The organism is Actinomadura sp. NPDC049382 (assembly GCF_040677125.1).
GTDB lineage: Bacteria > Actinomycetota > Actinomycetes > Streptosporangiales > Streptosporangiaceae > Spirillospora > Spirillospora geliboluensis.
The window spans coordinates 1-20,092 of the sequence record NZ_JBFARO010000141.1; the positions used below are offsets into that span (position 1 = coordinate 1).

A 20,092-nucleotide genomic window follows, 5' to 3' on the forward strand; every position below is an offset into this window, starting at 1 on the left:
GCTCCGCTGCAGTCCCTGCAAGGCCGGCCACCTGGTCAAGGCCATCGCTGTCCTACAGAACTACGAGGTCACCCGAGGATGAAAAAGGCTCAGTGCAGGCGGGCGCGTCCAGCGCACGACCGCCCCGAATCGGCGGCCCGAAGCCCATACCGACCACATTGGGGTCACTTCCGTACCGCGCCCAGAGCCCCCGAGCAACCTCAGCAACCAACCCCCGAGCCGCCCCCACTCCTCCCGAGAGGACACACAAGGCATAGTCGGCCGACACCTCAAAGGGGTCAAGCACAAAAGCCCGGGGTTCATCTACCCACCCCACAACCACCCGCAGCCCCCCAATAACCCAAGCGCCAGCAGACGCTGGGAGGGGGGTGGGTGGGCGGGGCGAGGATGGCGGAACCGGGGGGCTCCGGGGGATCGCCCCCCGAAAGACACGGCGGGCCCCGGCGAAGATGAGCAAAGCTCATCGACCAGCCTGACCCGCCTCGAGCTCCCGCGATTGGACTCGAAGCATTCCGGACAAGATCGCTGCCAGCCCACTCCCCCGATGACCTCCCGGATGACCGTCCAAGTCCGTCCAGAGCCGTCCAGACGATCACCCCCCGGTTGTCACTCAGTTGGTCACCCGCTCCCTCCTACGACGCCGCCGCGCCTGTGCACCCAGCCAGCTGGCTGGCGAGGGTCTGTGCGCTGTCAGGGTTTGAACCACCGAAGCCGCGGATTAAGAGGTCGGAACGATCACCCAAAGATGATCCACCAACGTCCACGAACACACCGAACCACGGTGCCCGGACGCCCCCGCACGCTGCCGGACTGCAACCAGAACCGCCACCGACGGCTGAAACTTCTAAGAGCGCAGCCAAGCCATCCACAATGCTGCCGCCAACTATGCGTTTCCGACAAACGACCGCAAGCATCCCATTAAGGGACATCTTCCCCCACGAGAGCCCGGGAAGTTCATGAAGCCGCTAGAATGGTAAGTCCAATACGACACTTCGGAAGTGCAGTTATGGCTAACGACGATTCATGGAAAGAAAAGTATCAATTGGAAAGGGGAGTATTTGAAGCTTTCACATCAAAAGCCAAAGGGCTCCTCCGCGATATAATCGACGATGCGGGGATAGATGTTGTCCAGATTGAGGCGCGCACTAAGGAAGTTGATAGCTTTGCGGAAAAGTTGACAAGAAAAGAAGGGCGTTATTCTAATCCTTTGGTGGACATGACGGATCTGGCTGCCTTGAGAGTAATCACCTACTATCAGGAGGATGTTGAGCGCGTGTGCGCCCTGATTGAGCGAGAGTTTGACATTGATCTAGAAAACTCTGGCGACAAATTCGAATTGCTGGACCCAGATCGATTTGGCTACATGTCCGTCCATTATGTTGCTTCCATAAGCAGGAAGCGAGCCACTCTTTTGGAATGGAAAAACTTCAAATCCATCCGCTTCGAAGTGCAAGTGAGGACGGCTCTACAGCATGCCTGGGCGGCGGTAAATCACAAGCTGGAGTATAAATCCGCAAGCGAAGCGCCGGAGGAGTTGAGGAGGCGGCTCTACCGATTGAGTGCCCTGTTCGAGCTAGCGGATGAACAATTTTCACAGATCAGAGATGCCAGCAATGCGATTGAACGTCGCTACACAAATGAAGTTCGAGAGGGGAAATTTGACATTCCATTGAACATCCTCTCCTTGGCGGCATATATGGAACATCATCCATACGCCAAAGAACTGCGTCAAGTCGCGAGAGTCGAGGAACTTTCCGTTCGCGAACCTGGTGCGGACGATTACGACGGAGACACGGCGAATGCACTGCGGCCGAAAGTTCTTGCTCTCTTGGAGCACTGCAACGTGACCACCCTGTCGGAACTGGATGGCGTTCTTCGAGAAAAAATCCCCAGCGTATTCCGACGAGCTCCAAGCGCTATAAACCCTGAAGCGGCCCATTACCTTGAGGCGGTTATAGCGCTCTGTCTAAGCATCGCCTATGGACTTGAACGAGACGTATTCAATAATTTCTTTCCTGCAAGCAACTGGGATACGTATCAACAATGGAGGGAGCTGTATCTGGAAAATGAAGATGTGGACAACCTCCCCATGAAACGGGGAGCCTCCTGATTGAAACCTCTCTCGCGAGAGAGGTGGGCTCTAACTGTCCACTACGGATCGTCGCGGCCGATCCTGGCAAGACGCTAGACCGGATGCGTCTAGTGCGAGAAGCTTGTAGCATGGCCAAGCTGAGCATGACGCAAAGCCGATGGACGAGCTCACTGCGCTACTGAAGGACGAGCAGAGACTTCACGCCGAGTCCCCCAAGGTCGCCGAGTATCTGGACACGGCGGCACGGTTGGCGGGTACTGGAGATGAGCAAGTGGACGCGCAGTTCGACTTGCGATTTGTGCACTACATGACCGGCGGCCTAGCCGTTAGCTCTAACCCGTACTGGGACATCGTTGAACCGTTCGTAATGGAGTGCAACGGTCGCCGCGTAGTGAATGGTGGTTCGGATTTAGGGCAGTGCGCGGCTTGCCTTTGCGCAGATGCTCTTGCAGTCTGTCTATACCTATGTAATACCCGCCCCGCAAACCATTCAATGGATAGCGGGTTTTTGTGCTGGTCTCCCGATCGTGGAGCTTGGAGCCGGACGGGGTTATTGGGCGGCACAGTTGACTCGCTCGGGACTGACTGTTGATGCGTACGACTCGGAACCGCCAGACAAGGCCACAAACACCTCATTCCCCGGAGCAGCCGGACAAGCAGACGTTTGGCACCCTGTCGGAGACCTGACTGAGTATGCGATACGCGCTCGATTGGCGGATCATGCGCTGTTCCTGTGCTGGCCGCCGGGATGGGGCGATACGATGTCGTCCGAGGCGCTTACGCTGTTCGAGGATGCCGGGGGAGAGCGACTCATCTACATCGGAGAACCTGGGGGGCAAGACGGGCAACGATGCCTTCTTCGATGCCCTGTCTGCTCGCTGGCGGCTGGAATCGGTTGACCCGTACTTCGTTTCGTGGTGGAGAGATGCCGACGTGGCGCGGGGGTGGTGCACAGGCACGGGACAAGGTCAAGCGGAACGTTGTGCTGCTCTGTGAGGTCCCGACAGGCCAGCCGGGACGTCCCTCCAAGGCGTTGACGTTCGAGCAAGCCGACACGCTTCTGAGTGCTGCCGAGGACGGTTCCGCGATGGGCGCGTACATCGTGCTGTCGCTTCTCACCGGCGCACGCACGGAGGAGTTGCGGGAACTGGCGTGGTCGCACGTTGTCACGTACGTCCCGGACCGCAAGGGATGGGTGTCCGTCGAAGAAGCGGGATGGCAGGGCGAGGAGTTCGCCGTCTACGTGTGGCGCTCCGTCCGGCGGGGCGGCGACACCAAGACCTCGAAGTCCCGGCGCACGCTCAAACTCCCTCGGCGCTGCGTGGTGGCCCTCGCCGCGCTCTGGGACAACCAGGCCGCGGCCCGCGCGATCGGCAAGGGCGCCGGTCTGGTGTTCCCTGACGAGAACGGGGACAAGCGCGGCCCCATGAACGTCCTACGGGCGTTCCGCCGGGTGGCCAGCCGCGCCGGCCTCAACGGCGCCGAGTGGACGCCGCGGGAGTTGCGGCACAGCTTCGTGTCTCTGCTGTCCGACAGCGGGATGCCGTTGGAGCAGATCGCCCGGCTTGTGGGCCATAGCGGGACCAACGTGACGGAGACGATCTACCGTCACCAGATCCGGCCGGTGATCGAGGACGGCGCGACCGCGATGGACCAGCTCTTCCCAGGGAGCCACGGGGAGCCGTAGTCACGCAGTTGGTCACCCAGAGACAAACAGAGCCCCTGTCCGCGCACGAACAGGGACTCTGAACTGGGCTTACGTGGGTTAGGCCAAGCTCCCGCGATTGGACTCGAACCAATAACCTGCCGGTTAACAGCCGGCTGCTCTGCCGATTGAGCTACGCGGGATCGTGCGTCCGGTGGGGCGTGTGCCCCTGTCGGCGGGTCTAGGTTAGCGCATGTGAGGGGGTCTTCGCGCACGCGTTGTGGATGGGCGGGCGGATGGCGGGTATGGGGGTGGTCACGATTCCGCCGTCAGTGGGAGTTGGACATGAAGACGCGCATGATGTTCATGGCAGGCGCCGCGATCGGGTACGTCCTCGGGACGAAGGCGGGGCGCGAGCGGTACGAGCAGTTGAAGCGGCTGTCGCAGCAGGTGTCGGAGAACCCGAACGTGCAGGAGGCCGCGGGGATGCTGCGGGCGAAGGGCGAGGAGTTCGCGGGCGCGGCGCGCGGGAAGGCGAACCATCTGAAGGAGCGCGTGCCGGAGCAGGTGCAGGGCCGCAAGGCGGACCGGGAGCGGCCTGAGGTGTTCCCCGGTTAGAGGCCGGTCTGGCGGCGCAGTTCTTCGAGGGCTTGTTCGGCCTGGGCGCGTAGGCCGGGGTCGGTCGGGTCCATGCCCGCGTCGAAGACGAAGGTCCAGCGGACGTCGCCGCCGGCTGCGGGGCGCCGGCCGGCGATGCGGACCTTGCCGCCGGGGAGTTGGGCCTGGTGGCTGACCGCGATGGTGGCGGTGACGCGTTCCCGGACGGTTTCGGGGACGGAGCCGGGGTCGGTGAGCCTGATGTGGTGCTCGGGGCCGCCGGTGGTCTCGTGGACGTGCAGCCATCCGTCCTTCCAGGTGGCGTGGTCGACGCGTTCCCAGGGGACGCGGGTGAAGCCGCCGGACGGGGTGGGCAGGTGCAGCGCGGTGGTGGTGGCGGCGACGTGGGAGCCGCCGCGGGTGGGGGCGGACGCGAGGACGCGTTCGCCGCGTTCGAGGGTCAGCGCGGCGCGGACTTCGGCGGGCAGTGAGCCCCGGAGCAGGCGCATGTGTTCACGGTAAGCGATCAGGCGGCCTGGGGTGCACGGCGGGCCCCCAGTAGGTCGAGGACGAGGGCGGCGGACCAGGCGTAGTCGTGGCTGCCGCGGCCGGTGCCGTCGAAGGGGTCGAAGAACTCGCGGAAGCCGGATTGGCGGACGAGCCGCATGGTGGAGCCGTAGAGGAGGTCGGCGACGACGGGGAGGCCGTGGCCGAGGGCGCCGTACCAGACGAGCCAGTTGGTGCTGATCCAGGTGGGGCCGCGCCAGTAGCCGGCGCGGTCGAAGGCGGGGGCCTGGATGTCGCAGGTGGGGACGGGGTAGCCGGCGGCGCCGGCGAAACGGGCGGACAGCAGGAGGTCGACGAGGTCGCGGACGATGGGGGCGGGCAGGTCGGGGTCGAGGAGGGGGCCGAAGGAGCCGACGGTGATGACGGGCAGGAGCCGGTCGTCGCGGAGGTCGCGGGCGCGGAAGCAGGCGGTCTCGGGGTCCCAGAGGCGGTCGAGGACGGCGCGGTGGACGCGTTCGGCGTGTTCGCGGTGCGGGGCGGGGTCGGTGCCGATGATTTCGGCGATGTCGGCGAGGGCGTGGGTGGAGGCGAGGTAGATGGCGTTGACGAGGGGGTCTTCGACGGCGAAGGGGTGGGTTTCGCGGAGGTAGCCGGGCGCGTAGGCGGCGTCGCGCATGAGGGCGACGAGGCGGACGTAGCGGTCGTAGTCCTCGCCGGTGGGGAGGGTGTGGGGCTGCTGGGCGGGGGCGTAGGAGGTCGGGGGGAGCCGGAGGGCGGCGAGGGGGCGGTCCCAGGCGGGGCTGTTGTCGAGCCCTGATTCCCAGGGGTGGCAGATGGCGATGAGGCCGCTGGCGGCGATGTCGCGGACGCGGGCGAGGTAGCGGTGCTGGGCGGTGAGCATGGGGTAGAGGCGGGCGAGGAAGGCGCGGCTGCCGTCGGCGTCGGTGGCGCTTTCGTGGAGGCGGAGGGCGGTGAGGGCGTGCAGCGGCGGCTGGGTGAGGCCGGAGGTGTGGACGCCGCGGGGCGCGTCGGGCTGGTGTTCGCTGCGCCACAGTTCGGGGCCGGGGAAGAACGCGTGCCGGGCGAGGCTGGTGTTGAAGACGATGTGCGGGAGCATCCCGTCGGCCCATTGGCCGCGGAAGAGGGTGAGCAGTTCCGTCTCGGCGCGGTCGCGGCGGTGGCGGGCGAGGCCCATGCTGATGAACGCCGCGTCCCAGCTCCACTGGTGGGGGTAGAGGCCGGGCGACGCGGCGGTCGCGGTCCCTGTCCAGTTCGCGTCGAGTACCCGGGCCGCGGCCTTCCACAGCGCGGTCTCGTCACCGGTCAGACGGGAGCTCATGTGGTCCAGGTGACCTCCTCGGCGAGCGGGGGGCTCTCCTCGTGATTGTCACCTCAGTTCGCGGTGACGGCGACCCCTGGAGGTGTGTCGATTCTCAACGGGGTCGGCGAGTGGTCCGTGATTATTTACGGTTCGGTGGCGCGGGCCAGGAGCCATTCGGCGATCTCCTGGCCTGCGGCGATGCCCCGGCCGGACGTGACGGCGGTGGTGGGGGACGTCCAGCCGGTGTCGTGCAGTTCGCCGTGGGCGGGGCGGATCGACCGGTCGGCCGCTTCGAGGAGTTCGGTGTCGAGGAGGGAGTCGCCGGCGGCGAGGGTCGCGGCGGCGCCGGTGCGGCGGGCGACCTCGTGGGCGGCGGCGGCCTTGGTCAGGCAGGCGGGCAGGCAGTAGACCTTGCGGCCTTGCAGGGACGTCCGCCAGCCCCGTTCGGCGCACCAGCCGGTGAGGTCGTCGACCCATCCGGGCGGGAGGGCGGCCCGGTCGACGACGCTGTAGGCGAACAGGTCGGATGCCGTGCGCTGCTTCAGGACGAAGTCGCCGCCGGTCTGGGCGAGGTGGTGCTGGACGTCCGCGAGAGGGGCGCAGCCGTCCGCGACCTTGGAGCGGACGGTCCGTGCCCATTCGGGGTCGTCTTCGCCGTCCACGAGGATGTGGCCGCCGTTGGCGCAGATGGCGTACGCGGGCGGCTTCTCCAGCAGGTGGATGCGCCGGTACTGCTCGGGTGTGCGCGTCGTCGTCGGGACGAACGCGGCGGCCGTCGCGAGGGTTTCGAGTGTCCGCGCTGAGGACTCGGTCATGTAGGAGAGGGGCGCACCCTGGTAGAACTCCACGCAGAGCAGGCGCGGCATGGCCTCGTCTGGGCCGTCCAAGGCGAAGGCGGCCGCGGAGTAGATGAGCGTACGGTCGAGGTCGGAGCACACCAGGACGGTCACTGGACGGCTCCCTTTCCGAAGCGCGGGTGGATGAGCCCCATGCACGCGTAGGGGAACCGTTCGGGCTCGACCTCATGGACGGGCACGCCGCGTTCGTCGGCGAGCAGCCTGATGTGCGTCACTTCGGGGCCCGCGTCCGCGCGGACGAGCACCTTCCACGGGACGCGCCGCAGCAGCACCCGGGTGGTCTCCCCGATCCCCGGCTTGACGAGGTTCAGGTCGTCGACGCCCTCGGCCTCGGCGCAGCGCGCGACGGCCTCCCACCCGGACCAGTCGGGCGCGCGGTCGGCGGCGCGCAGGTCGGGCAGGTCCTTGGCGACGCGTTCGGCCACGTCGGGGAACCGCGCGCAGACGGCGTCGAGGAACAGGGCGGACACGTCGTCGCCGGCCAGTTCCCGGTAGAACTTGGCACCGTGGAAGTCGTCCGGCCCGATCAGCTCGGCGTTCAGGACGGTCCGGCTGACCAGGCCGGACACGGTCGAGTTGAGGCACGCGGACGGGATCAGGAAGTCGTCGCGGGTGCCGTAGAGGGACGTGCAGCGCCCGGGGTCGGCGAGGACGGCGAGGTCGGCGGGGAACGGGGTCGGCGCGAGCGCGGCGGTCAGCTCCCGCGTGATCGCGCCCTTGCCGGTCCAGCCGTCCACGAACATCACGGACGCGGGGTCGTGGTGCTCGGCGAGGTAGCGCAGCGCGACGGCGTCGATGCCGCGGTCCCGGACGATGCTGACCGCGTAGTGCGGGAGGTCGAGGCCGTGCGCGTAGCGGGCCCAGCGGCGCAGCAGGATCCCGACGGGCGTCCCCGCGCGGGCCAGCGACACGAGGACGGCGTCGGGGCCGCGCTCGGCGAGGACCATCTCGGTGACGAGCCCGGCCGCGTAGGCGAGCCGCTCCGCCGACGCCTCCAGCGCCCGGTGGAACAGCCGCCGGTACTCCGGGCCCGGCTGGTATTCGACGGGGAGCGACTCGGCGTAGTGGGCGCGTCCCGCCTGGATCGCCGCCTCGCGCTCCTCCGTCGGCGCCTCCAGCCGCACATGCGAGAGGTCCTTGAGCAGCCAGGCGACGTCCTCGGCCGGGTAACTGCCGAAGGACGGCCCGTACAGCGGCTTCACGTGTCCCTCCTGTAGGCGGGGACGGTGGCGACCAGCACCGGCGCAAGCGCGCGCAGCCGTTCCAAGAGCCCGCCTGCGAGCGCCTCGGTGTCGCCGATGTCGTCCACCACGAAGATGATCTGGTCGAACCCGCGCTCACCGGCGCCAGGGGCCACGTTGTAGGCGTACCGCTCCCCCGGCCCGTCGGCGGGGTCGTCGTGTGAGGGGAACACCAAGCGCGTTCTTATCGCGTACCCGGGGTCGTCTACGGCGAGCACCGGCGAACGCGTGGTCGTGGAGTAGCGGACGTCCACGTCCGGCAGGGTGTCGGCGAGCGCCTCCGCCAGACGCAGCGGCGCGTACATCAGCTCCTCGAAGCCCAGTACGAGAACCCGTGACGCCCCTGGGACGAGTTCCGCCGCGAGGACGTCGCCCATGCGGGCGAGGTCCTTCTCCAGCCGCGTCCGGTGCTCGGGGAGGAAGCCGTGCCGGCCTCCGTCCGGCAGGTCGGCGGGCCAGTCCAGCGCAGCCCGCGCCACCTCGGACTGCACACCGCCAAGGACGGCGGCAGAGCCACCGGACATACCGGCGACGAGCGACTGCCCCGCCTCCAGGATGCCCTCTGGAAGCTCCACGCGCCCCCCGGCCAGTGCCACCGCGTCGATACGGGTGCCAAGACGGTCGGCAAGAGCGTCCATGCGCGCCCTGTCGGCAGGGTCGCGCAAGTCGACCAGGGACGCCAGGACGTAATGCCCCCTCGGCCGAGCGGCGTGCAAGGTCTCGATGGTGTTCAGCACCGTCCGGCCCGTGGACAGCTCGTCGTCCACCAGCACCACCGGCAGGTCCCGGTCGAGCATCACCGGGTCGGCCGGCAGCAGCAGGTGGCTCGTGGCGTGGCTGTGCTCCTCCTCGAACCCGCCGTAGGCGGCGAAGCCCGGCACGGGACGCCGCGTCGAGTGCAGGTAGTAGGCGCCGCCCAGAGCGTCCGCGACCGAATGCCCCAGTGCGGTGGCGGTCTCGGCGTAGCCCAGGACGATCGCATCCACAGGGCTCTTTGGAGCACGCATGAGGTCGCGCAGCCCCGCGGCGGCCCCGGACGTGCCGCGCAGGGCGTCCGAAAGCAGCGCACCGGGATGGGACGCCTCCTCGCCCGCCAGGCGCGCGCGCACGAGCTCGCCCAGCAGCAGCCCCGACCCGTACACCAGCCGCGGATCCGTCGGGACGTGCTTGCCCAGCACGGCCGAGACCAGCAGGTGCGCACGGCGCGGATTGCGGCGCACCGCCAGCCCCACCAGCGACGACAGCCCGGCGCCGGCCGGGGACGCGCCGTCCGCCAGCCGCACCCCGAGGCGCGCGGAGACCCAGGACGCGGTCACCGGCTGCCCGCCGCTTCCAGCAGCTCGACGAACGTGACGCCCTCCGCCGCGACCCCGAACACCCGGGCCCGCAGCATCAGCCGCTGCGCCCACGCCCGGTGCGGCTTCGCCTCGTTCATCTTGTTCGCGTACGAACTGGCCATCGCCCCGCCCCCGGCGACGCCGAGGATGTCGGCGGCGTCGCAGTACTCCTCGTGCGTCACCACCGACAGCGCGTGGACGGCCGCCACGTGGCTCGGGTGGATGACGGTCTTGCCGGTCAGGCCGTTGGCCTTGTCCAGGTGGACCTCGCGGATCAGGCCGTCCAGGTCCGAGGTGATCAGCCGCTGCCGCAGCGGCGCCGCCTGCTGCGCGTCGAACGGCGACTGCCGCAGTTGCGGCTTGAACATCCGCTCCCCCGCCGAGAAGTACTCCCACACCGGGCCGGTCACCACGTACCCGGTGCCGTCGGCCCGGCCGAGGACGTTCACCACGTCGCAGATCACGTTCGCGACCGGCCGGATGTCGTAGATCGTGAGGTCCGGCGGCCGGCGCAGCCCGTAGGCGGCGGACATGTCGGTCGCGCCGATCCGGACCGCGAGGACCCGCGGCCGGTGCTTGGCGAGCAGCCGCGCCACGTCGTCCAGCATCTCCGCGCGGGACTCGGCGTACACCGCCTCCGGGCTCTCGATCACCGGCATCGCCAGCAGCCGCCGCCCGGTGCGGTCGGCGGCGTCGGCGAGCGCGTCGAGGAACGCTCCACCGGACACCGGCGTGAACTTCGGCAGCACGAACCCGCTGACCAGGTCGGCGGCGCCGCCGAGCCGGCGGAGCAGGTCGCCGATCTGCCGGGGGTCGCGGATCCGGACGAACAGCAGCGGCACGTCCGCGCCGCCGGCGTGCAGCGTCCGGAACTGCGCCACCAGGTTCGCCTCGCCGGCCGCGACCTCCGCGTCGGCGATCGCGTCCTCCAGGCAGACGACCATGCTCATCACGCCGCGCCCCGCCGCCCGCTCGACGTCGGCGGCGAGGGCGGGCCTCGTCGCCGGGCAGTACAGCGTCGCGCCGAGCGCGACGGCCAGCACCGCCGGGTCGTCGTGCCGGTCGAACGGGCGCGGGTGCCGGTAGAACAGGTGCTTGCGACGCGCGGCGTCGATGTGGTCGAAATGCCGCATGGCCGCGCCCGTCACACCCGCCGGATCACAGGTGCGCCGACACGGCGGGCAGCAGGTGCTGGAACGTGCGCCCGGTCGCGGTCGCGCCGATCGCCGTCATCGACCAGCCCTGGCCGTCCCGCGACACCTTCGCCATGATCTGCGCGTTGTGCTGGCCGGCGCCGCTCAGGTCGTAGCGGGCGACCTCCTGCCCGGTGCTCTCGTCGACGAGCCGGCAGAACGCGTTGGCGATCTGCGAGAAGTCCTGCCCGGTGAAGGAGTTCACCGTGAACACCAGCTGGGCGACGTTGGCGGGGACGCTCTGCAGGTCGACGTTGATGACCTCGTCGTCGCCCGCGCCCTCGCCGGTCAGGTTGTCGCCGGTGTGCTGGACGGAGCCGTCCTTGCTGCGCAGCTGCCGGAACCAGACCTGGTCGGCGAGGTTCCCGGCGGCGTCGAACAGCAGGCAGGACGCGTCCAGGTCGATCGACTGGGCCTTGCCCTTGCCGAACAGGCCCTTCTTGGCGACGGCGTCCCAGCCGAGCCCCATCCGGACCCGGGTGAGGGTCCCGCCGCCGGGTTTGGCGAGCGAGACCTTCTGCCCTTTCTGCAGCGAGATCGACATCGTTGGCTCCTTCGGTGGGTCGTGCCGGGCGCGGGCGGGGATCCGCCGGTCAGACGTTGCTGGAGTGCAGCTGCTTGCCGTCCCCGGACGGCGGGGCCTCGACGTCGCCCTCGCCCCGGTTGCGGACGATGGAGCTGATGAACGCCGCGATGATCAGCCCGGCGCCGAGCCCGCCGGTGATCCATTCGGGCACGTGGTGCCCGATGCTGATCAGCATGCAGACCGCGAGGGCGCCGATCGCCCAGTGCGCGCCGTGCTCCAGGTAGACGTACTCGTGCAGGGTGCCCTTGCGGACCAGGAAGACCGTCAGCGACCGGATGTACATGGCGCCGATGCCGAGGCCGAGCGCGATGACGATCGGGTCGGTGCTGATCGCGAACGCGCCGATGACGCCGTCGAAGCTGAACGAGGCGTCCAGCACCTCCAGGTAGAGGAACAGGAAGAACCCGGCCTTGCCGGTGGCCAGCGCCAGCGAACTCGGCCCGGACCGCCCGGCGGGCGCCGCCTCCCGGCCCTCGCCGGCCGCGCCCTCCGCCGCCTCGTCCTCGTCCTCGTCGTCCTCGCCCGCCTCGGAGAACAGCTCGCCGAGCCCGTTGACCAGGATGTAGGTCACCATGCCGAGCACGCCCGCGATCATGACGTTGCCGGGGTCGTCGGCCGACAGCCACGACACCAGCGCGAGCGAGCCGCCCGCGACGACGACCGCGAGCTGGTCCAGCTTCCCGATGCGGGCGAGCGGCCGCTCCAGCCACGGCAGCCACTTGTCGCCGCGCTCCTCGAACACGAAGTTCAGGAACAGCATCATCAGGAACATGCCGCCGAACGCCGCGATCATCGGGTACGCGTCGTTCATCAGCTGGTGGTAGCGGTGCGAGTCGTTGAGCGCCAGGTCGAACGCCTCGACGGGGCCGAGCTTGGCGGTGATGCCCACGATGAGCAGCGGGAAGACCAGCCGCATGCCGAACACCGCGATCGCGATGCCGATGGTGAGGAAGATCTTCTGCCAGAAGGGGCTCATCCTGTCGAGCACCTTGGCGTTGACCACGGCGTTGTCGAACGACAGCGAGATCTCGAGGATGGCCAGGACGGCGACCAGCGCGAGGCCGGTCGGCCCGTCGTAGAAGAAGGCGGCCAGCAACCCGAGGGCCGTGACGCCGAAGGACCAACCGAAGGTGCGAAGAATCATGCGCGTATTTCTGCTAGAGAGGACGGCCGGGCGGGGCGGCCGGGATGCGGGGTGCGCCGACCTCAGCCGACGTTGACGCCGAAGTCCATCGCGATGCCGGCCAGACCCGAGGCGTACCCCTGCCCGACGGCCCTGAACTTCCATTCGCCGTTGTGGCGGTAGAGCTCGCCGAAGACCATCGCCGTCTCGGTGGAGGCGTCCTCGGTGAGGTCGAACCGGGCGAGCTCGTTGCCGTCGGTCCGGTTGACGATCCGGATGAAGGCGTTGCGCACCTGGCCGAAGCTCTGGTGCCGGTTGTCGGCGTCGTAGATCGACACCGGGAACACGATGCGCTCGCACTCGGCCGGCACCCCGGTGAGGTCGACGTTGATCGACTCGTCGTCGCCCTCGCCCTCGCCGGTCAGGTTGTCGCCGGTGTGCTCGACCGAGCCGTCCGGGCTCCGCAGGTTGTTGAAGAACACGAAGTGCTGGTCGGAGATGACCTTGCCGGTGCCCGCCAGCATCAGCGCGGACGCGTCCAGGTCGAAGTCGGCGCCGGTGGTGGCGCGGACGTCCCAGCCGAGGCCGACGGTGACCGCGGTGAGGTTGGGCGCGGCCTTCGTCAGCGAGACGTTGCCGCCCTTGGCGAGTGAGACTCCCATGTTCGGGCCGTTCCCTTCCTGAAGTTCCTGGTGTGGTGTGCTGCGCCGGCCGGGGGCGCGGCGCGGTTCGGACGGGGTGCCGACCGGACGGCGGTTCCGGTCGGCGATTCCGGTCGGCGGGGGCGGGTCAGAGGTTGACGCCGAAGTCCATCGCGATGCCGGCCAGCCCGGACGCGTAGCCCTGGCCGACCGCGCGGAACTTCCACTCCGTGCCGTTGCGGTACAGCTCGCCGAAGACCATCGCGGTCTCCATCGAGGCGTCCTCGGACAGGTCGTAGCGGGCCATCTCGGCGCCGTCGGCCTGGTTCAGCACCCGGATGTAGGCGTTGCGGACCTGCCCGAAGTTCTGCCCGCGGCTGTCGGCGTCGTAGACCGAGACCGCGAACGCCACCCGCTCGGCGGCGGCCGGCATCGCGCCGAAGTTGACCTTCAGCTGCTCGTCGTCGCCCTCGCCGGCGCCGGTGGTGTTGTCGCCGCTGTGCTCGACCGCGCCGTCGGGGGTGCGCAGGTTGTTGAAGAACACGAAGTGCTGGTCAGTGATGATCTTGCCGGAGCCGTCCAGCACCATGGCGGAGGCGTCGAGGTCGAAGTCCGTGCCGGTGGTGGTCCGCAGGTCCCAGCCGAGACCGACGATCACCGCGGTCAGTCCGGGCGCCTGCTTGGTGAGCGAGACATTGCCGCCTTTGCTCAGGCTGACGGGCACGATGGGCCTCCAAGATCGCATGCCGTATGGGGACGCCGACCCGGCGCCCAGCATTATCGACGTAGCAGCGATGCTATCCGTTCCATCCGTTGTCGACCTGTGACGCGGAACGCCCCGGGCGGCGGCCGGACGCCCACCCGGGGCGCGAAACACGCGCGGTCTGGGCCAGACTGGGCAGGGACGAGAGGAGGCAGCGTTGCGGGGACCGGGCGACCAGCGCCGCCGGGGCGGCAGGGGGGCGCAGGCGGCCGCTGCGGCAGTCGAGGCCAAGGAGGCGGCGGCGGCCGCCTTCTACGACATGGACCAGGCGCAGAAGTACCTCGGCGGCCGCGTCACCGTCTTCGAGGACCTGGACGCGGCCGCGGCGGCGCCCGTCCGGCGGGAGTTCGACGGGCTGTCGGAGGCCGCCGACGCCGCGTCCATCGCCTACATCTCCGTGCTGGACGCGCACGACGTCGATGACCAGGACCGGTCACCGGCCGAGTACGACGCGGCCCGCCGCGCGTTCGTGGCCTCCACCGAGCGGCTCCAGCAGGTCACCGGCAACCTGAACGGCTTCGCCGAGCGGCTCGCGCCGCGGATGGCCCGGCTGGAGGCCGCCCTCGACCAGCTCCCGCCGCGGCTGGCCGCCGCCCGCGAGGCGGTCGCCGCCGCCGACGCCGCCGTCACCGCCGCGCGGGAGGCGGGGATGGACGCCACCGACCCGGAGGCGGAGCTCGCCCGTGCCCGGCAGGTCCTCGCCCAGCTCGGCTCGAAGGGGCTCGGCGGGCTCGGGCTGGACGGCGCCCTCCGCAAGGCCGAGGAGGTCCGGGAGATCGCCGAGCGGGCCCGGGAGGCCGCCGCGGAGCTGCCGCAGCTGGCGCAGAAGGTCCGCAACTCGCTCGCCTCCGTCCGGACGCGGGCGGACGCCGCCGCGAACCGCGTCGGGCCCGTCCGGGAGGCGATGCGGGTGCTGCTGCGCGGCTACTCGCAGGCCTGCTGGCAGGACCTCAAGGGCGCGCCGGAGTCCATCGAGGCCGCCGTCACCCGGGCCAGGGAGCGGCTGAACGAGGCGTCCGCGCACGTCGCCCGCACCGAGTGGAAGCAGGCGCAGCAGGCGCTCACGGCCGCGCGCACCGAACTGAACGCCGCCGACCGCCGCGCCGGGCAGGTCACCGGCCGGGTGGAGGAGCTGAAGGCGGTCGCCGCCGACCCCGCCAAGCCCGCCGAGAGCGCCCAGTTCGCCGTGCGGGACGCGCAGCGGCTCGCCATGGCCCAGCCGGGCGGTCCCGCGCCGCAGCACGTCCGGGTGCTGGACGGGCTGGTCGAGCGGCTGGAGAACGCGCCGAAGCGGCTCGGCGGCGCCCATCCGGACTACTGGGCCTACCTCCGGGAACTGGAGTCGATCAAGACCGCCGCCGGGGACGTCGTGACCCGCATCCGCTCGGAGCGGGCCGGGCAGGGTTAGCGCCAAGGCCCGCTCCTGCGCGTCCTAACTGAACAGGGTGTCGCCCCAGAAGCCGCCTTCGCGGACGCCCGGCGGGCACGCGTAGACACCCGATCCGACGTGCTGGATGTACTCGTTCAGCGCGTCGGTCGCCAGCGACTGCTGGATCGGGATGAACCCGGTGCGCGGGTCGCGCTGGAACGCGATGAAGAACAGGCCCGCGTCCAGCCGGCCGAGGCCGTCGGAACCGTCGGTGAAGGAGTAGCCGCGCCGCAGGATCCGCGCCCCGCGGTTGGAGTCGGGGTGGGCCAGTCGGACGTGCGCGTCCGGCTTCATCCGCGACAGGACGGGCTTGTCGCGCTCCTTCGCCTCCCCCACGGGCGCGCCCTCGCCCTTGTTCCGGCCGAAGATGTCCTCCTGCTCGCGCAGGGACGTCCGGTCCCAGGTCTCGATGTGCATCCGGATGCGGCGGGCGACGAGGTAGGAGCCGCCCGCCATCCACGGCGCGCCGTCGCCCTTCCCCGCCCAGACGTGCTCGTCGAGCAGCGCCGTGTCGGTGGAGCCGATGTTCTCGGTGCCGTCCTTGAACCCGAACAGGTTGCGCGGGGTCTGCGCGTCCGGCGTGGTCGAGGACGTCTTGCCGAACCCGAGCTGCGACCAGCGGACCGAGACGGTGCCGAACCCGATCCGCGCGAGGTTCCGGATCGCGTGCACGGCGACCTGCGGGTCGTCCGCGCACGCCTGGACGGCGATGTCGCCGCCGCTGCGGTCGGGATCGAGACTGTCGCCGGGAAAGTGCGGCAGGTCGACGAGTGCGGCCGGGCGGCGCGCCTTGAGGCCGAACCGGTCCTTGCCGTCCTTCTCGAACAGCGTGGGCCCGAACCCGATCGTCAGCGTGAGCCGGGACGGGGGCAGGCCGAGCGCCTCGCCGGTGTCGTCGGGCGGCGCCACCGCCGGCCCGCCGACCGCGCCGTCCCCGACCGGCCTCCCGGCGGTCATGGCGGCCGCCGCGTCCGTCCACTCCTTCAGCATCCGGACGAGCCGGTCGCGGTCGCCGGTCGTCACGTCGAACGCGGCGAAGTGCAGCCGGTCCTGGACGGGCGTGGCGATGCCCGCCTGGTGCGGGCCGCGGAACGCGACGGCCGCGCCGGCGTCCGCCTCCCCGTCGGCGAACGCCATCCGGTCGATGCCCGCGCCGGCGGCCGCGCCGACGAGCAGGCTCGCGCCGGAGAACCCCAGCATCCGGCGCCGGGACAGTCCCGGCCGCGCCTCGGTCATCTCGCCGCCGCCTCTCCGGTCCCGGTCACTTCGCGACGGCTTCGGCGAGCTTGGACAGCGGCTCGCCGAGGGCGTTCACCGCGTCCGCCAGCTGCTTGCGGTCGTCCTTGCCGACCTTGTCGTAGGAGACGTAGCCGTCGCCCTCCTCGTGCTTCTTCAGCAGCCCCTCGACCTTGGCGAAGTTGTCGTCGAGGTCGCCCGCGAGCTGCGCGTCCCGCTCCTGGACGACCGGCTTGAGCAGGTCGTAGATCTTCTTGGCGCCGTCGACGTTGGCCTTGAAGTCGACCAGGTCGGTGTGGCTGAACGCCTCCTCCTCGCCGGTGACCTTGCCGGTGGCGACCTCGTCCAGCAGCTCCTTGGCCCCGCCCGCCATGTCGTTGACGGGGTCGAGGGTGAGGCCGGGCAGCCGCGACTTCAGCGTCCCGAGGTCGGCGAGCAGCTGGTCGCCGTACTTCTCCTTGCCCTTGACCGAACCGTCCTCCCAGAGGGCCTTCTCCAGCAGGTGCCAGCCGGACCAGTCCTTCTTCTCCTCCGGCTTGAGGTCGGCCTCGCGGGCGTCGACCTTCGGGTCGATGTCGCCGAACTTCTCCGCCACGGGCTCGATCGTCTCCCAGCCGACGCGGGACGGTGCGTACAGCCCCTTGGCCTTCGCGACGTCGCCGGCCTTGACCGCGTCCACGAACTGCCGGGTCTTGGCGATCGTGTCGTCGAGCTGGACGATGACGAACGCCTTGTAGTCGGCGGCGGCCTTGGTGAGCCGCGCGTCGGCGCCGCCCGCGGCCGCGCCGGTGACCGTGACGTTCTGGGACGGGCCCTTGCCGGTCTGCCCGGCGCTGCACAGCAGCTTGAACTGCCCGGCGGGCAGGTTCACGACGAAGTTGACGCTGGTCCCCGGGCCGATGTTCTCCCGCTCGGCGAGGATCTTGCCGTCCGGCTTGAGCACCTCGAACTCGTTGACCTTGGAGCCCTTGTTGGTGACCTTGAAGGTGGTCTTGCCCGCGGTGAGGTCGGTCTTGGCCACCTCGCACGCGTCGTCGGTGGCCGTCACCGGGATGGCGCCCGCGGCGTCCGCCTCGTCCCCGTCACCGCCGCACCCCGTGAGCAGGGACATCGACACGGCGGCGGCGCCGGCGATCGCGAGGACGGACACAGGGCGCATCAGGGACTCCAGGGGGCGAGCAGATGGTTAGGCTCACCTAAATTAGCGAAGCCTGTCCTCAGCCCGTCAAGAGGCCCCCGGGCGACGGGGGCGTGCCCCGGCGGGGCGGTTCAGCGCGGCCGGTCCTGGATTCCCATCGTGAGGTTGCGCGCGGCCATCGGCGGGCCGCCCGGCTGCGGGTCCCCGTACGGCGGGAGCTGGCCCTGCTGCGGGGCCTGCCGCTGCTGGTACTGCGGCGCCTGGTCGCGCTGCCGGCCCGCGGGCTCGGCCCAGACGGCCGTCCCGTACGCGCAGACCTCGAACCCGCCGCCCACGGCCGCGGTGTCGAAGCGCATCCCGACCACGGTGTTGGCGCCCCGGCGGCGCGCCTCCTCGCCGAGCCGGTCCACCGCCTCGCGGCGCGCGGCGGCGAGGCCGGCCGCCGGCCGCTCCCCCGTCACCCGGAACGTCGCGCTGCTGCCGGGCTGCGGCGCGGCGCCCTGGTCGCCCTGGCCGGCCTGGAGGGCCGTCGCGAGGACCTCCCCGAGCACGCTCCTGATCTCGTGCCCCGGCACCCCGTCAGTCGTCACGATCAGCATGTCACCACGGTAGATCACCGCTCGGACGAAAAGCGACAAAATGCCGGGACCGGCCCCGGGGAGGGCGGCCCGGCGGGCCCGCCCTCCCCGGGCCGGCCGTCACTCCAGATACTCGCGAAGCATCTGCGCCCGGGACGGGTGGCGCAGCTTCGCCAGCGTCTTGGACTCGATCTGGCGGATCCGCTCCCGGGTCACGCCGAACTCGCGGCCCACCTCCTCCAGGGTGCGCGGATGGCCGTCCGCCAGGCCGAACCGCAGCTGGATGATGCGCTGCTCCCGGTCCGACAGGGTGCCGAGGATGTCCTCCAGCTGGTCCTGGAGCAGGATGAACGCCGCGGCCTCGATCGGCACGACGGCGTCCGCGTCCTCGATGAAGTCGCCGAGGTCGGAGTCCTCCTCGCCGATCGGCGACTGCAGCGAGACCGGCTCCTGGGCGATCCGCTGGATCTCCACCACCCGGACGGGCGACAGCCCCATCTCCAGGCCGATCTCCTCGGGCGTCGGCTCCCGGCCGAGGTCCTGGTGCATCTGCCGCTGCACCCGGACCAGCTTGTTGATCGTCTCCACCATGTGGACCGGGATGCGGATCGTCCGGGCCTGGTCGGCGATCGCCCGGGTGATCGCCTGCCGGATCCACCAGGTGGCGTAGGTCGAGAACTTGAACCCCTTGGTGTAGTCGAACTTCTCGACCGCACGGATGAGTCCGAGATTTCCCTCCTGGATCAGGTCGAGGAAGAGCATTCCCCGGCCGACGTACCGTTTCGCGATCGAGACCACCAGCCGCAGGTTGGCCTCGATCAGCCGTTGCTTCGCCCGCACGCCCTCGCGGGAGAGCATTTCGAGGTCGATCAGCTCGCCGCGGGCGAGGACGGCGGTACGCGCCATCTTCTCCTCGGCGAACAGTCCCGCCTCGATCGATTTCGCCAGTTCTACTTCTTCTTCTGCCGTGAGCAGCGGTACGCGACCGATCTCTCTCAGGTAGATCCGAACCAGGTCGCTCGTCGGCGCCCGCTTGCCGAGGTCTCCCTCATCCGCTCGCGTGACGTCCTCGGTCTCCTGCTGGGATTCGAGGACCTCCACCCCCTGCTCTGCGAGCATCCGGACGACCCGCTCCAGCGAGTCGTCCGGCAAGTCCGAGCGATCGAGCGCGGCAGCGACGTCCTCGACGGTCACACCGCCGCGCTCTCTGCCGCGTGCGACGAGGTCCGCCACCTGATCAACCGATGGCGCCTCGCTAGGCAGCACCGAAGGGCCCACGCAGACAGTCTGCGTCAAAGGAGGGCTAGATCACAGGACCCATTTTGCGGTCCCTTGACTTACTGTGATCCAAGCCCTCGCTCGCGCAACACCCGTCGCTGCTGCTCAAGCGCGACAAGATCGCCGAAGAGCTTGTGGTATTCCTCCTGGGCCTCGGCCGGATTCAGCCGCCCGAGTTTAGACTTCGCGTCCGCGATCATCCGGGTGAGCTGGCGCTCCTGTATCCGGGCCAGCAATTCCCCGGCATAGCGGTCATCCGAATCGTGGGCGGACCGCACCGGCTCCACACCGAGCTTGGTGAGCAGATCCCTGACCTGGTCGTTCGGCGCGCTCTCCAGCAGCAGGGCGACCCACTCGGCGACCCCGCCGGCCGCGCCCACCCCGCCCGCCACCGCGATCACCGCGCGCACCGCGGCGTGCGGCGGCGCGATGAACGCCTCGGCCGGGACCTCGTCGAACGCCGGCCCGAGCAGCGCCGGGCGCTGCACCGCGAGCTTCAGCAGCTCCCGCTCGCGCTGCACCTCCGGGTC

General features: G+C 69.7%; 18 protein-coding genes, 1 tRNA gene and 1 pseudogene. 4 read left to right on the forward strand and 16 right to left on the reverse strand.

The features are described 5' to 3' along the window. Positions 1–1,006 precede the first annotated feature (1,006 nt). Positions 1,007–2,110, forward strand: coding sequence for a hypothetical protein (locus tag AB0K34_RS40320; protein WP_364553982.1), 1,104 nt, complete (start codon positions 1,007–1,009; stop codon positions 2,108–2,110). A gap of 907 nt (positions 2,111–3,017) precedes the next feature. Then, a complete protein-coding gene (locus AB0K34_RS40325; RefSeq protein WP_364553984.1) occupies positions 3,018–3,779 on the forward strand; it encodes a site-specific integrase in 762 nt (253 codons plus the stop codon). 88 nt (positions 3,780–3,867) lie between these two features. Here AB0K34_RS40325 and AB0K34_RS40330 read toward each other — a convergent pair. Then, positions 3,868–3,940: transfer RNA gene (locus tag AB0K34_RS40330), tRNA-Asn, on the reverse strand. 142 nt (positions 3,941–4,082) lie between these two features. Here AB0K34_RS40330 and AB0K34_RS40335 point away from each other — a divergent pair. Then, a complete protein-coding gene (locus AB0K34_RS40335; RefSeq protein WP_138641282.1) occupies positions 4,083–4,355 on the forward strand; it encodes a YtxH domain-containing protein in 273 nt (90 codons plus the stop codon). Here AB0K34_RS40335 and AB0K34_RS40340 read toward each other — a convergent pair. The 10 genes from AB0K34_RS40340 to AB0K34_RS40385 form a co-directional block, all read right to left on the reverse strand. Further along, on the reverse strand, positions 4,352–4,843 hold the full coding sequence (locus tag AB0K34_RS40340) for a hypothetical protein (RefSeq protein ID WP_301175415.1): 492 nt from the start codon (positions 4,841–4,843) through the stop codon (positions 4,352–4,354). The genes AB0K34_RS40335 and AB0K34_RS40340 overlap by 4 nt on opposite strands. A gap of 17 nt (positions 4,844–4,860) precedes the next feature. Continuing rightward, the gene (locus AB0K34_RS40345) at positions 4,861–6,180 is read right to left on the reverse strand and encodes a hypothetical protein (RefSeq protein WP_364553986.1); all 1,320 of its coding nucleotides are present in this window, start codon (positions 6,178–6,180) and stop codon (positions 4,861–4,863) included. A 125-nt stretch (positions 6,181–6,305) separates the two neighbouring features. Further along, a complete protein-coding gene (locus AB0K34_RS40350) occupies positions 6,306–7,112 on the reverse strand; it encodes an HAD family hydrolase (protein ID WP_364553988.1) in 807 nt (268 codons plus the stop codon). Beyond that, positions 7,109–8,221 carry a cysteine protease StiP family protein gene (locus tag AB0K34_RS40355; protein WP_301175418.1) on the reverse strand — a complete coding sequence of 371 codons (1,113 nt, stop codon included), beginning with the start codon at positions 8,219–8,221 and terminating at the stop codon, positions 7,109–7,111. The genes AB0K34_RS40350 and AB0K34_RS40355 overlap by 4 nt, the downstream gene beginning before the upstream one ends. Beyond that, positions 8,218–9,576: a phosphoribosyltransferase family protein gene (locus AB0K34_RS40360; protein ID WP_364553990.1), complete on the reverse strand. Its 1,359-nt coding sequence runs from the start codon at positions 9,574–9,576 to the stop codon at positions 8,218–8,220. The genes AB0K34_RS40355 and AB0K34_RS40360 overlap by 4 nt, the downstream gene beginning before the upstream one ends. After that, the gene (locus AB0K34_RS40365) at positions 9,573–10,730 is read right to left on the reverse strand and encodes an HpcH/HpaI aldolase/citrate lyase family protein (RefSeq protein ID WP_138634837.1); all 1,158 of its coding nucleotides are present in this window, start codon (positions 10,728–10,730) and stop codon (positions 9,573–9,575) included. The genes AB0K34_RS40360 and AB0K34_RS40365 overlap by 4 nt, the downstream gene beginning before the upstream one ends. A 25-nt stretch (positions 10,731–10,755) precedes the next feature. Next, the gene (locus tag AB0K34_RS40370) at positions 10,756–11,334 is read right to left on the reverse strand and encodes a TerD family protein (protein WP_364553991.1); all 579 of its coding nucleotides are present in this window, start codon (positions 11,332–11,334) and stop codon (positions 10,756–10,758) included. A gap of 49 nt (positions 11,335–11,383) precedes the next feature. Next, positions 11,384–12,520 carry a DUF475 domain-containing protein gene (locus tag AB0K34_RS40375; RefSeq protein ID WP_138634844.1) on the reverse strand — a complete coding sequence of 379 codons (1,137 nt, stop codon included), beginning with the start codon at positions 12,518–12,520 and terminating at the stop codon, positions 11,384–11,386. A gap of 62 nt (positions 12,521–12,582) precedes the next feature. Beyond that, positions 12,583–13,161: a TerD family protein gene (locus tag AB0K34_RS40380; protein WP_138634847.1), complete on the reverse strand. Its 579-nt coding sequence runs from the start codon at positions 13,159–13,161 to the stop codon at positions 12,583–12,585. A gap of 127 nt (positions 13,162–13,288) precedes the next feature. After that, positions 13,289–13,864 carry a TerD family protein gene (locus AB0K34_RS40385; protein ID WP_138634850.1) on the reverse strand — a complete coding sequence of 192 codons (576 nt, stop codon included), beginning with the start codon at positions 13,862–13,864 and terminating at the stop codon, positions 13,289–13,291. A 196-nt stretch (positions 13,865–14,060) separates the two neighbouring features. Between AB0K34_RS40385 and AB0K34_RS40390 the strand changes: the two genes are divergently transcribed. Beyond that, positions 14,061–15,311 carry a molecular chaperone DnaJ gene (locus tag AB0K34_RS40390; protein ID WP_138634853.1) on the forward strand — a complete coding sequence of 417 codons (1,251 nt, stop codon included), beginning with the start codon at positions 14,061–14,063 and terminating at the stop codon, positions 15,309–15,311. 24 nt (positions 15,312–15,335) lie between these two features. Here the strand turns inward: AB0K34_RS40390 and efeB are convergent, their stop codons facing one another. From efeB to AB0K34_RS40415, 5 genes and pseudogenes are all read right to left on the reverse strand, one after another. Then, the gene (gene efeB / locus AB0K34_RS40395) at positions 15,336–16,568 is read right to left on the reverse strand and encodes an iron uptake transporter deferrochelatase/peroxidase subunit (protein WP_364553992.1); all 1,233 of its coding nucleotides are present in this window, start codon (positions 16,566–16,568) and stop codon (positions 15,336–15,338) included. A gap of 25 nt (positions 16,569–16,593) precedes the next feature. Next, a complete protein-coding gene (gene efeO / locus AB0K34_RS40400) occupies positions 16,594–17,727 on the reverse strand; it encodes an iron uptake system protein EfeO (RefSeq protein WP_364553993.1) in 1,134 nt (377 codons plus the stop codon). A gap of 110 nt (positions 17,728–17,837) precedes the next feature. Continuing rightward, positions 17,838–18,305 (reverse strand): heavy metal-binding domain-containing protein, encoded by a 468-nt coding sequence (locus AB0K34_RS40405; protein WP_301175422.1) that lies wholly within the window; start codon positions 18,303–18,305, stop codon positions 17,838–17,840. A 99-nt stretch (positions 18,306–18,404) separates the two neighbouring features. Further along, positions 18,405–19,517 carry an RNA polymerase sigma factor RpoD gene (gene rpoD / locus AB0K34_RS40410; protein WP_240807252.1) on the reverse strand — a complete coding sequence of 371 codons (1,113 nt, stop codon included), beginning with the start codon at positions 19,515–19,517 and terminating at the stop codon, positions 18,405–18,407. Positions 19,518–19,621: 104 nt separating this feature from the next. Then, positions 19,622–20,092: pseudogene (locus AB0K34_RS40415) on the reverse strand (DNA primase); the annotation flags it as partial.

Excerpts from the sequence above, each read along its gene's own strand:
- AB0K34_RS40365 (WP_138634837.1), bottom strand. The coding sequence starts at position 10,730 with ATGCGGCATTTCGACCACATCGACGCCGCGCGTCGCAAGCACCTGTTC.
- efeB (WP_364553992.1), bottom strand. The coding sequence starts at position 16,568 with ATGACCGAGGCGCGGCCGGGACTGTCCCGGCGCCGGATGCTGGGGTTC.
- AB0K34_RS40325 (WP_364553984.1), top strand. The coding sequence starts at position 3,018 with ATGCCGACGTGGCGCGGGGGTGGTGCACAGGCACGGGACAAGGTCAAG.
- AB0K34_RS40405 (WP_301175422.1), bottom strand. The coding sequence starts at position 18,305 with ATGCTGATCGTGACGACTGACGGGGTGCCGGGGCACGAGATCAGGAGC.
- AB0K34_RS40380 (WP_138634847.1), bottom strand. The coding sequence starts at position 13,161 with ATGGGAGTCTCACTCGCCAAGGGCGGCAACGTCTCGCTGACGAAGGCC.
- AB0K34_RS40370 (WP_364553991.1), bottom strand. The coding sequence starts at position 11,334 with ATGTCGATCTCGCTGCAGAAAGGGCAGAAGGTCTCGCTCGCCAAACCC.
- AB0K34_RS40320 (WP_364553982.1), top strand. The coding sequence starts at position 1,007 with ATGGCTAACGACGATTCATGGAAAGAAAAGTATCAATTGGAAAGGGGA.
- AB0K34_RS40375 (WP_138634844.1), bottom strand. The coding sequence starts at position 12,520 with ATGATTCTTCGCACCTTCGGTTGGTCCTTCGGCGTCACGGCCCTCGGG.
- efeO (WP_364553993.1), bottom strand. The coding sequence starts at position 17,727 with ATGCGCCCTGTGTCCGTCCTCGCGATCGCCGGCGCCGCCGCCGTGTCG.
- AB0K34_RS40345 (WP_364553986.1), bottom strand. The coding sequence starts at position 6,180 with ATGAGCTCCCGTCTGACCGGTGACGAGACCGCGCTGTGGAAGGCCGCG.
- AB0K34_RS40335 (WP_138641282.1), top strand. The coding sequence starts at position 4,083 with ATGAAGACGCGCATGATGTTCATGGCAGGCGCCGCGATCGGGTACGTC.
- AB0K34_RS40340 (WP_301175415.1), bottom strand. The coding sequence starts at position 4,843 with ATGCGCCTGCTCCGGGGCTCACTGCCCGCCGAAGTCCGCGCCGCGCTG.